We start from the raw sequence: 12,332 nt of genomic DNA on the forward strand, positions 1-12,332 counted from the left end.
TCAGATTTATATGTGTATCCTCCACGATTATTGTAAAGCTCAGAGGTTAATGTATATTCTTTTATTATTTTATTATGATATTCTTCTCTTGAAGGATCATAAGGTTCTTTCATTCTTGTTTCGAAACCTTTAAGACTTTTTTCTAAGGCGATTAATCCTTCGAATACTAAAAGCGTTTCTTCATATATAGTATTACTTGAATCAAGTGATAAATCTTGAGATAGATAACCAACTTTTTTATTTTTATCTATAAATAGCTCTCCATTATCATAATCAAGTTGTGATGTGAGTATTTTAAAAAGTGTGGATTTACCTGCTCCATTAGCTCCAATAAAACCAACTTTTTCACCTTCATTTATACCAAAAGTTATCCTATCTAAAATAACATCTATGCCATAACTTTTGTGAATATTTTTGCAACTTAGAACTATCATTAGTTTCCCCTTTCGTGCATTGTAGTTTAAAACTTATAAAAAGTAGCATAATTTTGAACGATTTAAATGAGTTACTATATTATTGTACTATTTATATCGGCTCTTTTGTAGTAAAAGACAAATATAAATAGTATTTATTTCTTTCTAACGAGTATAGAACTACGATGAAACGTTGAGAATATAATAAAAAGTATTAAATTTGAAATAAAAAAGTAGTGTTAATTTATAATAGTGTGTTAAGATATGTTATATGTGTTTTATGATATTGACGGAGGGATGTTAACTGTGGAAAGAAAAAAGAATATATCGATGGCAGTAATTAGAAGATTACCTAAATATCATAGATATTTAAGAGAACTTTTAAAAAATGATGTGGATAGGATTTCCTCGAAAGAATTAGGAGAGAAAATTGGATTTACAGCATCACAAATTAGACAAGATCTGAACTGCTTTGGAGATTTTGGGCAGCAAGGATATGGGTATAATGTTAAGGAATTATTAAATGAAATCAGCGGAATATTAGGTCTATCAAGAGAGTATAAAATGGTAATAATAGGTGCAGGTAATATTGGTCAAGCGATTGCCAATTATACTAACTTTGAAAAGTTAGCTTTTAACTTAGAGGGGATTTTTGATATTAATCCAAAGCTTATAGGACTCAGAATCAGAGATGTTGAAGTAATAGACATAGATGAGTTAGCATGTTTTCTTAAAAATACACCGATAGATATTGGTGTAATTTGTGTGTCGAGAAATAGTGCACAATCAGTTGCTGATCTTATGGTAGCGAATGGGGTTAAAGGTATATGGAATTTTGCACCTGTTGATTTAGAGGTGCCAGATGAAATGATTGTGGAGAATGTTCATTTAAGTGAGAGTTTGTTAACTCTTAGCTGTTTAATGAATGACAGGACATATCCACAAAATTAATTTATTTATTTTTTTAAAAAATTAAAAGACTTGATTCAATAAAAGGAAATTATGATTTACCTTGAAATAATTAATATAAAGATATATAATGTAATTGAAGTTGGTAGCTTCAATTATTTTTGAGTCTATTTGTTATATTATTAACAAAAGGTTAATAAATTTTAGGGAGTGAAATATTTTGAAATACAAAAATATTCTACTTCAAAAGGAAGATAGAGTTGTTACGGTTACAGTTAGTAGACCAAAAGCATTAAATGCATTAAATATAGAGACGTTAAAGGAGTTAGAACATGTAATTGACGAAATTGCTATGGATGACGAGATATACGTAGTGATTTTAACAGGAAGTGGAAGAGCTTTTGTTGCGGGGGCTGATGTTACAGAACTAAAAGATTTTGATGGGATGGCAGCTAGAAAATTTAGTCATTTGGGGAGTAAAATTTTCAGGAAGCTAGAAACATTAGAAAAGACTGTAATAGCAGCTGTAAACGGTTTTGCATTAGGCGGGGGATGTGAGCTTTCTATGGCTTGTGATATTAGAATTGCATCGTCAAAAGCTAAATTTGCTCAACCGGAGGTAACACTTGGGGTAATGCCTGGTTTTGGAGGCACTCAAAGATTAGCTAGACTTGTAGGCACAGGTATGGCTAAACAATTAATATTTACTGGTGATATGATTGATGCAGAAGAAGCTTTAAGAATAGGACTTGTAAATAAAATAGTAGAACCTGAAAAATTAATTGAAGAAGTAAAATTATTAGCTATAAGAATTGCTGACAATGCACCTATAGCTGTTAAGTTATGTAAGATGGCTATAAATAGAGGTATGCAGATGGATATAGATACAGCTTTAAATTGCGAATCTGAAGTTTTTGGAGAGTGTTTCTCTACCGAGGATCAAAAGAATGGAATGACAGGATTCATAGAAAAAACAGAAAGATGCTTTAAAAACAAGTAATAATAATTATTTGTTTGAAAAATAGACAAGCACCAATTAATAATTGCTACTTGTCATAGATAATAGTGAGGAGGAAGATTAATGAATTTTGCATTGACAAAAGAACAAGAATTTGTAAGACAAATGGTAAGAGAATTTGCAATAAACGAAGTTGAACCACTAGCTGCTGAAATAGATATATCAGAAAGATTTCCTAGAGAAACTGTAGAGAAAATGGCTAGATACAATATGATGGGCATACCAATTGCAACTAAATATGGTGGAGCAGGTGGAGACATTCTGTCCTATGCTATAGCCGTTGAGGAATTATCAAAAGCATGTGGAACTACTGGGGTTATTCTTTCAGCGCATACTTCACTATGTATAGGCCCACTAGATATGTTTGGAACAGAAGAGCAAAAGATGAAATATTTAGTTCCACTTGCAAAAGGCGAAAAATTAGGTGCCTTTGGGTTAACTGAACCTAATGCAGGAACAGATGCGTCTGAGCAACAAACTACAGCCATTTTAGAAGGAGATAATTACATACTAAATGGTTCTAAGATATTCATAACTAATGGTGGAGAGGCTGATACGTATATAGTCGCTGCTATGACGGACAAGAGCAAAGGAACAAGAGGCATCTCAGCTTTCATAGTTGAAAAAGATTTTGAAGGATTTTCAATTGGTAAACATGAAGATAAATTAGGAATAAGAGCATCAGCAACTACTGAACTTGTATTTACTAACTGCATAGTTCCAAAAGAGAACTTACTTGGAAAAGAAGGTAAGGGATTTGGTATAGCAATGAAAACTCTTGATGGAGGAAGAATTGGTATAGCAGCTCAAGCTCTAGGAATTGCTGAAGGAGCTTTAGAAGCCGCAGCTAAATATATGAAAGAAAGAAAGCAATTTGGGAAACCACTTTCAGCATTTCAAGGATTACAATGGATGATGGCAGAACTTGATGTTAAAGTAGAAGCCACTAAGATGTTAGTTTATAAGGCAGCATGGAACAAGGATAATGGTTTACCATATAGCGTAGAAGCTGCTAGAGCAAAATTATTTGCTTCAGAAACAGCTATGGAAGTTACAACTAAAGCAGTTCAAATCTTCGGAGGATATGGATATACGAAAGATTACCCAATAGAAAGAATGATGAGAGATGCTAAGATAACTGAAATTTATGAAGGAACTTCACAAGTTCAAAAGATGGTTATTGCTGCAAACTTATTAAAGTAGGAGGTATTAAGGAATGAATATAGTTGTATGTATAAAACAAGTTCCAGATACAAATGAAGTTAAAATAGATCAAGTTACAGGGACACTCATAAGAGAAGGAGTTCCATCAATTATGAATCCAGATGATAAAAATGCTTTGGAAGAAGCAATAAGTCTCAAAGATAACCATGGTGCGCATGTAACAGTAATAACCATGGGACCTCCACAAGCAGAAAAGGCTTTAAGAGAAGCACTAGCTATGGGAGCTGATGAAGCGGTACTAGTATCTGACAGAGCTTTTGCAGGGTCGGATACATTAGCTACATCTCATACACTAGTAGCAACCATAAAAAAAATAGGTTACGATGTGATTTTTGCAGGAAGACAAGCTATAGATGGAGATACAGCGCAAGTTGGGCCTGAAATGGCAGAACTCTTAGATATTCCACAAATAACATACGTTGAAAATGTTGATATAATTAAAGGTGGATTAAAAGTTAGAAGAGCTTGGGAAGACGGATATGAAGATATGGAAGTTAAGACCCCAGTTCTATTAACAGCTATAAAAGAATTAAATGAGCCAAGATATATGAATATAAAAAATATTTTTGAAATGTATCAAAATAAAGAGGTTAAAGTTTGGAATGCAGATTATATTGGAGCCGATAAAGAGGTTCTTGGATTAAAAGGTTCTCCAACAAAGGTTAAAAAGTCTATGACTAAAGAACCTAAAGGAAATGGAGAATTAGTACAATTGCCACCTAAAGAAGCTGCACAGTTTGTGGTTTCAAAACTAAAAGAAAAGCACTTTATTTAAGATTAGGAGGGATTAAGCAATGAATTTAGAAGATTACAAAGGAGTATGGGTCTTTGCTGAGCAAAGAGACGGAGAACTTCAAAAAATTGCATTACAACTTTTAGGCGAGGGAAGAAGAATAGCAGATAAATTAGGAGAAAAATTAACAGCAGTGCTTCTTGGTGATAAAACAGACCATATGGTTTCAGAGCTAGCAGCACATGGTGCTGATAAAATAATAGTTGCTGAGCATCCATTATTAAATCACTTTACAACTGATGCATATACAAAAGTTATATGTGAACTTGCAAACGAGAGAAAGCCTGAAGTAATATTCGTAGGAGCTACTTACCTAGGAAGAGATTTAGGTCCTAGAATATCAGCAAGACTTGCAACAGGACTTGTTGCTGATTGTACTTCATTAGATGTAGATATGGAAAACAACAATAATTTACTAATGACAAGACCAGCATTTGGAGGAAATATAATGGCTACAATAGTTTGCGGAGATCATAGACCGCAAATGGCTACTGTAAGACCAGGAGTTTTTGAAAAATTAACTAGAGATACTAATAGAAGTTGCAATATTGAAAAAGTTACTGTGAACCTAACAGAAGACGATATCAGAACAAAAAGTTTAGAAGTTGTAAAAGTTGCTGAAGTTTTAGCAGATATAGCAGACGCTAACATAATAGTATCTGGTGGTCGTGGAGTTGGAGCTAAAGAAAACTTTGTAGTACTTGAGGAGCTTGCAACTACCCTTGGTGGAGTTGTTGGAGGATCGAGAGCCGCAGTTGAAAATGGCTGGGTAGACAAATCACTTCAAGTAGGTCAAACAGGAAAAACAGTTAGACCAAATGTATACATAGCTTGCGGTATTTCTGGAGCAATTCAGCATTTAGCTGGAATGCAAGAATCTGATTATATAATAGCTATAAACAAAGATGCGTCGGCACCTATAATGAAAGTTGCAGACCTTGCAATAGCTGGAGATTATTCAAAAGTTCTTCCAGAACTTATCGCTCAGGTTACTGCATTAAAGAAAATATAATTATTAAAAAATTTTTTAATTGAATTGAACTTACTCTAGTGCTAGAATTTAGCAATAGAGTAAGTTTTTTTATTACATTAAATCTATAATAAAATTTAAGGAGCGGGTTATTTTGAAAAAAATATTTGTACTTGGAGCTGGAACTATGGGGGCGGGTATCGCACAAACATTTGCATCTAAGGGATACGAAGTAGTATTAAGAGACATTAAAGATGAATTTGTAGATAAAGGACTTACTGGAATCAAAAAGAATCTAGAAAGATTAGTTGGCACAGGAAGAATTACAGAAGAACATATGGAAGAGGTACTTTCAAGAATTACAGGAACTATTGATATGAATTTAGCAGAAGATTGTGACTTAGTAGTTGAAGCTGCTGTCGAAAATATGGAAATTAAGAAACAGATTTTTAAAGAGCTAGATGCTGTTTGTAAACCAGAAACTATTTTATCATCAAATACATCTTCACTTTCCATAACGGAAGTAGGAGCTGCTACAAATAGACCAGGAAAGGTTATAGGAATGCATTTTTTCAATCCAGCCCCAGTGATGAAGCTTGTAGAAATAATTAAAGGAATGGCTACTTCACAGGAAACTTTTGATAAAGTTAAAGAAATTTCAGTTGCTATGGGTAAGGACCCTGTAGAGGTTGAAGAGGCTCCAGGTTTCGTAGTAAATAGAATATTAGTACCAATGATAAATGAAGCAGTGGGAATACTTGCTGAAGGTATAGCGTCGAAAGAGGATATCGATAAAGCAATGATGCTAGGAGCTAATCAACCTATGGGACCATTAGCGCTGGGAGACCTCATAGGATTAGATGTATGTCTTGCTATAATGGATGTTTTATATAAGGAAACTGGAGACTCTAAGTACAGGGCTCATAGCCTTTTAAGAAAGTATGTTAGAGGCGGTTTCTTAGGAAGAAAAACTAAAAGGGGAATATTTATTTATTAAAAGAATACATTCAATCAGTCGATAAATGTAGAAAGCATTATAACGTATAAAGAGTTATAATGCTTTTTATTTCTTATAAGATTATACTTAGAGATTTTAATCTTATAGGTTGACTTTACATTGTGAATGATATATCGTTAACAATGTAATAATAAAAAATAATCCGACTAGATACTATCTCTTTGTGGTAAAATGAAAGTATAATAATAATTATACATATTATAATAATTAAACGTTTAATGTATTAGATAAAATAGACAAAAATATAGAAGAACATGGAGGGTAAAAAATGTATAAAATTATAGAAAAAAGAGCATTAGCACCTCAAATATTTTTAATGGACATTGAGGCGCCAAGAGTAGCTAAATCCGCAAAACCAGGTCAGTTTGTAATTGTAAAAATGGATGAAAAAGGTGAAAGAGTACCCTTAACAATTTGTGATTATGATGTTTTAAGAGGAACGGTTACTATAGTAATCCAAACAATAGGTTGTTCAACAAAAGAAATGGAAAACTATGAAGTTGGTGACTCGTTTTTAGATTTTGTAGGACCACTTGGGCAAGCATCAGAATTAATGAGCGAAAGTATTGAAGAGCTAAAGAATAAGAAAATTATTTTTATAGCTGGTGGACTTGGAACAGCCCCAGTATATCCTCAAGTTAAATGGTTAAGTGAGCAAGGGGTTAAGGCAGATGTAATAATAGGCGCAAAGGCTAAAGATTATATAATTTTAGAAGATGAAATGAAGAGCGTAGCAGGGACAGTTTATCCATGTACTGACGATGGTTCTTATGGATATAAGGGACTTGTTACAAATAAATTAAAAGAACTAGTTCAAATTGAAGACAAAAAATACGATTTAGTAATTGCTATTGGACCAATGATAATGATGAAATTTGTCTGTAAATTAACTGAAGAACTTGGGATAACAACAATAGTGAGCATGAATCCTGTTATGGTAGATGGAACAGGAATGTGTGGAGCTTGTAGAATTACTGTAGATGGTGAAACTAAATTTGCATGTGTTGATGGTCCAGAATTTGACGGGCACAAGGTTAATTTTGAGGAAGCAATGAGAAGACAAAAAATATATAAAAAAGAAGAAGTCTCTGAAAACGAAGGAATAAAACCAGGCTGTGGATTAGGAGGTACTAAATAATGAGTAAAATGAAGCAAACGAAAATATCAGAACAAGATCCTAAAATAAGAGCAACTAATTTCGAAGAAGTATGTTTAGGATACACAGTAGATGAGGCGGTTGAAGAAGCTACAAGATGCTTAAACTGTAAGAAACCACTCTGTGTTGGTAAATGTCCTGTAGCAATAGATATTCCTGGGTTTATTCAGCATGTTAAAAATAGAGAATTTGATGAGGCAGTTAAAGTAATAGCAAAATATAGTGCATTACCTGCTGTTTGTGGAAGAGTTTGTCCACAAGAAACTCAATGTGAAAGCAAATGTATATTAGGAATAAAGGGAGAATCTGTTGCCATAGGTAAACTTGAAAGATTCGTAGGAGATTATTCTAGAGAGAATAAGGTTGATCTTTCAGAAACAAAACCTAAAAATGGTAAGAAGGTAGCTGTAATCGGAAGTGGTCCTGCTGGACTTACTTGTGCAGGTGAACTCGCTAAAGCTGGATATGACGTGACTATTTTTGAAGCACTTCATGAATCTGGTGGAGTTTTAGTATATGGGATTCCAGCTTTTAGATTACCAAAGGATACAGTTGTAAGTTATGAAATTGAAAACGTTGTAAAATTAGGCGTTAAAATAGAAAGAAATGTTATAGTGGGACGAACTGTAACTATAAATGAGCTTATGGAAGATGAAGGTTTTGATGCAGTATTTATTGGATCAGGGGCAGGCCTTCCAATATTTATGGGTATACCTGGAGAAAATTTAAATGGAGTATTCTCTGCCAATGAACTTTTAACTAGAAATAATTTGATGAAAGCATATAAAGAGGGTTATAAGACGCCTATAAGGGTAGGAACAAAGGTTGCGGTTGTAGGTGGAGGTAATGTTGCTATGGATGCTGTAAGAACTGCAGTAAGATTAGGCTCAGAGGGGCACATAGTATACAGAAGATCTGAATCAGAACTTCCAGCTAGAGCTGAAGAAGTTCATCATGCAAAAGAAGAAGGAGTTATAATGGATTTACTTGTGAACCCAGTTGAAATCCTAGGGGACGCAGAAGGAAATGTTATAGGAATGAAGTGCATAAAAATGGAGCTTGGCGAGCCTGATGCCTCAGGCAGAAGAAGACCAATGGAAATTAAAGGTTCAGAATTTACAATGGATGTAGATACAGTTGTAATGTCTTTAGGCACATCGCCAAATCCATTAATTGCATCAACAACAGAGGGACTCGTAACTAACAAATGGAAATGTATAGTAGCAGATGATGAGACTGGTTTAACGTCTAAAGTTAACGTATATGCCGGTGGAGATGCGGTCTCAGGAGCAGCTACTGTTATACTAGCTATGGAAGCAGGCAAAAAAGCTGCTAAAGCTATAAATGAAATGTTAATATAATAATAAAGATTATTTTAGAAGCTCCATAAACTAGCGTTTATGGAGTTGTTTTTAATAAGACAGTAAGGGAAAGTTAATGACTATTCTGAATTATTTTGATATACTAAAATTAAATAGTAGGAGGTACTAGCATGTTATTAGATAAAATAAATAAATACTATACTCAGGAATATGATTTAAGTTGTTCTGAAGTAATGATTTACGCAGCCAATGATGAATTTAGTATGAATTTGAAAAGCGAAACATTTAAAACTATGGCATCCTTTGGCGGTGGAATGGGTGTTGAAAGTGTATGTGGAGCAATAACAGGTTCACTTGCAGTTATAGGTATATTATTTACTTGTGAGCGAGCACATGAAGGTGAAAGAGTAAAAAAACTGTGTCAAGAATTTTTTAAAAAATTTGAAGCCGCGTTAAATACGAATAATTGTGCTATGCTTAAAGCAAACTATAAAAAAGAGGATACTGGTTGTAGGATAATGATAGAAACCGCTGCTAGCATATTAGATGAAATTGTGATAAGAGAATTAAAAGTTAATAATTAATTGTGTGAAGGGAAGAATTATGGATTATAAAAATATTGAATCATTTGATGAAGGCGTTGTTATAAAAGGCGTAGAGAACTTTGAACTAGATCACATATTTGAGTGTGGGCAATGTTTTAGATGGAATAAACAAATTAGTGGGAACTATATCGGAGTGGCATATGGTAAGGTAATAGAAGTAGAGAAGAATAATTCTGATGTAAAAATATACAATATAGATGAAGAAGAATTTAATAATATTTGGTGTGATTATTTTGATCTTAAAAGAGATTATATGGATATGAAGGAGAAATTCGAGAAGGATCCTCTTCTTAAAAAATCTGTCGCTTTTGGACATGGGATTAGAATACTTCAGCAGGAACCTTTTGAACTTACGATATCATTTATAATCTCTTCAAATAATAGAATCCCTATGATAAAAAGAGCCATTGAGAATTTGAGTAAAAAATGGGGGGAGGCCATAGAATATAAAGGTGAAACTTATTATGCATTTCCAAAGCTTTCTGATTTAGAGGGAGCGTCTATAGAGGATGTAAAGAGTTGTGGGCTGGGGTTTAGGTCTAAATATGTAAAAAATACAGTACATAGTGTATATACTGGTGAAGCAGATTTGGAATTTATTAAGTCTCAGGAAGATGATATTTGTCACGAACATTTGCAAAAGCTTAACGGTATTGGCCCAAAGGTTTCTGATTGTATTATGTTATTTTCTATGCAAAAATATTCAGCTTTCCCAGTGGATGTATGGGTAAAGAGAGCGATGCAATATTTTTATTTAGCACCAGATGTGTCATTACCTAAAATAAGAATTTTTGCTAGGGATAAATTTGAAGGCGCATCAGGATTTGCACAACAGTATTTATTTTATTATGCAAGGGAAAACAATATTAAAATCGACTCAATAACAAATGAATCTAAAGAATGAAAAGGATGAAAAGGATGAAAAGTATATGGAATTCTATTAGAAATAAGGCATCAGAGAACAAACATTATATAATGCTTTCAGTAATGTTATTGATTTTTATATATATTGGTTATGAATATTATTTTAGATATTCATATATAATAAAAAATCCTAATCTATTAAAAGAAGTTATTCTTTCTTATGGGAATTTCAGTATTTTAGTTTTCATTCTTATGCATGTGATACAAGTAGTTATTTTCTTTATTCCGGGTGAATTTATACAAATTGCTGGAGGATATATTTTTGGAACTTTTATAGGCGCTATATTATCTTTAATAGGTATCACTTTGGGAAGTTTAATCATCTATTCTATTTGTAATAGCTATGGGAAACCTTTTGTAGACAAATTATTAGTAAACAAGAAAGTAAAATTTTTCAAAAAAATATTAAATGCGGGGAGTAAAAAAAGTGTTGTATTAATTTTTTATTTAATTCCTGGAATGCCTAAAGATGCTCTAGCATATATATGTGGAGTATCAAATATTTCTTTTAAGGATTTTATTATATATTCTACTCTTGGTAGAATTCCTGGGATTTTTATTTCATCCTTTTTTGGGCAAAGAATATATGCTTGGGATACTACAACTTTAATAATTATAGGAGTAATTACGGGGATTTTGTCTATTGTAGGAATTTATAAAGGTAATACTATAATTAAAAGCATGATTGGAAATAAAAAATAGACTAGTATAATTACTAGTCGTTTTTTAGAGACATCCTATATATGTATCTTAGGATTAGGCTGGTAATAATAATTAACATAAGTATTAATATAGCGCAGTGGAAGAAAAACTCTTGTGGAAGGATTGTTATTATTGGGTCAAGTTCAATATCAAATAGCCAATAATCATTATTGAAGAAAATATGATGAAAAGTGGTAAAACTTTTATCGAAATTAATTATAAAGGGAATAAGTAATATTATTGGTATGGTTATTAGGACTAAGGAACTTGTTAATAAGTATTTGAATTTTTTCCTCTTCTTGTTTATAACTATACCTATAATACTTACTAGCATTGTCAGTAACAGCATTACCTTAAGGTTATCAAATATTATTTTAACTTCTTTAAAATGAGTTTGCCCATTAACAGATGAAGGTAGTGTTGGAAGATTGAATTCTTCATTTTTATTTTGCGATAAATATGTAATCACATAGTCATAATTAGCCTTTAGATCCACTTTACTTAAATTTGAAGACTCTTCAATATTTAAAATATCAATATCTGCATAATATAAGGGCCTGAAAAGCATAGTGAAATTTACAATTAAAACTATAAAAGAAAAGGTGAAACACATAATAAAAAAAGCTTTTAGTAAAAAATTAAAATATCTGCTTATAATGTTCATAAAATCACCTCCATTTAGTGATTTTATCAATAAATTCAATTTTATTCAATGCTTTTAAAACTAAAAACAAATAAATTAACAATTCGAAATATTCATAAAAATCTTAAAATTATAAAAATCAATGCAAATAGGAGTAAAACTATAGAATGCTGTGATAAATGAGAATAGTTTGTCATTTTGGCTATAAATGGTATAATATATGGAGTAGACGAATTTGATATTATCACCACTATAAATTAAGATGGTAATTAGATATTAGCACTCAAATGTGTTGAGTGCTAACAAAATAATATAAGGAGGGGTTTAAATGAATATTAGACCACTTAGTGATAGAGTATTAATTAAAAGGTTAGAAGCTGAAGAAACTACAAAAAGTGGAATTCTTTTAGCAGGAGCATCAAAGGAAAAACCACAAGAGGCTGAGGTAGTTGCAGTAGGACCAGGAAAAGTCGAGGATGGAAATTTAATCAAAATGGAAGTTAAAGTAGGAGATGTAGTGTTATTCGCTAAATATTCAGGAAGCGAAATAAAATATGATGGTACTGAGTATATCATATTAAAACAAGAGGAATTATTAGCTGTAATAGAAAAATAATTTTTAAAGTATAGGAGGT

The 12,332-nt window shown here is 32.3% G+C and carries 14 protein-coding genes; 12 read left to right on the forward strand and 2 right to left on the reverse strand.

Annotation, left to right across the window (positions count from 1 at the left end; genetic code table 11):
* Positions 1 to 434 (reverse strand): ATP-binding cassette domain-containing protein (locus tag ACJAX4_RS05310; RefSeq protein WP_435788415.1); only part of this gene is annotated, 434 nt, incomplete at its 3' end.
* Between the two features lie 285 nt (positions 435 to 719).
* Here ACJAX4_RS05310 and ACJAX4_RS05315 point away from each other — a divergent pair.
* The 11 genes from ACJAX4_RS05315 to ACJAX4_RS05365 all read left to right on the forward strand — a co-directional run bounded on the left by ACJAX4_RS05315 (position 720) and on the right by ACJAX4_RS05365 (position 11,054).
* Positions 720 to 1,364, forward strand: coding sequence for a redox-sensing transcriptional repressor Rex (locus ACJAX4_RS05315; RefSeq protein ID WP_435788416.1), 645 nt, complete (start codon positions 720 to 722; stop codon positions 1,362 to 1,364).
* A 178-nt stretch (positions 1,365 to 1,542) separates the two neighbouring features.
* Entirely contained in the window at positions 1,543 to 2,322 is a 780-nt protein-coding gene (locus ACJAX4_RS05320; protein WP_435788417.1) for a short-chain-enoyl-CoA hydratase, read from the forward strand.
* An 81-nt stretch (positions 2,323 to 2,403) separates the two neighbouring features.
* Complete coding sequence (locus tag ACJAX4_RS05325; protein ID WP_435788418.1) at positions 2,404 to 3,543, forward strand: acyl-CoA dehydrogenase; 1,140 nt, start codon at positions 2,404 to 2,406, stop codon at positions 3,541 to 3,543.
* 13 nt (positions 3,544 to 3,556) lie between these two features.
* Positions 3,557 to 4,339: an electron transfer flavoprotein subunit beta gene (locus tag ACJAX4_RS05330; protein ID WP_435788419.1), complete on the forward strand. Its 783-nt coding sequence runs from the start codon at positions 3,557 to 3,559 to the stop codon at positions 4,337 to 4,339.
* Positions 4,340 to 4,358: 19 nt separating this feature from the next.
* Positions 4,359 to 5,369: an electron transfer flavoprotein subunit alpha/FixB family protein gene (locus ACJAX4_RS05335; protein ID WP_435788420.1), complete on the forward strand. Its 1,011-nt coding sequence runs from the start codon at positions 4,359 to 4,361 to the stop codon at positions 5,367 to 5,369.
* A 112-nt stretch (positions 5,370 to 5,481) separates the two neighbouring features.
* Positions 5,482 to 6,324: a 3-hydroxybutyryl-CoA dehydrogenase gene (locus tag ACJAX4_RS05340; protein WP_435788421.1), complete on the forward strand. Its 843-nt coding sequence runs from the start codon at positions 5,482 to 5,484 to the stop codon at positions 6,322 to 6,324.
* A 289-nt stretch (positions 6,325 to 6,613) separates the two neighbouring features.
* On the forward strand, positions 6,614 to 7,483 hold the full coding sequence (locus ACJAX4_RS05345) for a sulfide/dihydroorotate dehydrogenase-like FAD/NAD-binding protein (RefSeq protein ID WP_435788422.1): 870 nt from the start codon (positions 6,614 to 6,616) through the stop codon (positions 7,481 to 7,483).
* A complete protein-coding gene (gene gltA / locus ACJAX4_RS05350; RefSeq protein ID WP_435788423.1) occupies positions 7,483 to 8,862 on the forward strand; it encodes an NADPH-dependent glutamate synthase in 1,380 nt (459 codons plus the stop codon). The genes ACJAX4_RS05345 and gltA overlap by 1 nt, the downstream gene beginning before the upstream one ends.
* Before the next feature lie 131 nt (positions 8,863 to 8,993).
* Complete coding sequence (locus ACJAX4_RS05355; RefSeq protein ID WP_435788424.1) at positions 8,994 to 9,407, forward strand: C-GCAxxG-C-C family (seleno)protein; 414 nt, start codon at positions 8,994 to 8,996, stop codon at positions 9,405 to 9,407.
* A 19-nt stretch (positions 9,408 to 9,426) separates the two neighbouring features.
* Positions 9,427 to 10,332: a DNA-3-methyladenine glycosylase family protein gene (locus ACJAX4_RS05360; protein WP_435788425.1), complete on the forward strand. Its 906-nt coding sequence runs from the start codon at positions 9,427 to 9,429 to the stop codon at positions 10,330 to 10,332.
* Positions 10,333 to 10,346: 14 nt separating this feature from the next.
* Entirely contained in the window at positions 10,347 to 11,054 is a 708-nt protein-coding gene (locus ACJAX4_RS05365; protein ID WP_435788426.1) for a TVP38/TMEM64 family protein, read from the forward strand.
* A gap of 13 nt (positions 11,055 to 11,067) precedes the next feature.
* On the opposite strand, the gene ACJAX4_RS05370 is transcribed toward ACJAX4_RS05365, so the two are convergent.
* Complete coding sequence (locus ACJAX4_RS05370) at positions 11,068 to 11,718, reverse strand: TIGR01906 family membrane protein (RefSeq protein ID WP_435788427.1); 651 nt, start codon at positions 11,716 to 11,718, stop codon at positions 11,068 to 11,070.
* 307 nt (positions 11,719 to 12,025) lie between these two features.
* Between ACJAX4_RS05370 and groES the strand changes: the two genes are divergently transcribed.
* The gene (gene groES, locus ACJAX4_RS05375; RefSeq protein ID WP_435788428.1) at positions 12,026 to 12,313 is read left to right on the forward strand and encodes a co-chaperone GroES; all 288 of its coding nucleotides are present in this window, start codon (positions 12,026 to 12,028) and stop codon (positions 12,311 to 12,313) included.
* The last annotated feature ends 19 nt before the right edge of the window (positions 12,314 to 12,332 follow it).

The organism is Clostridium sp. (genome assembly GCF_051278035.1).
GTDB lineage: Bacteria > Bacillota > Clostridia > Clostridiales > Clostridiaceae > Clostridium_AD.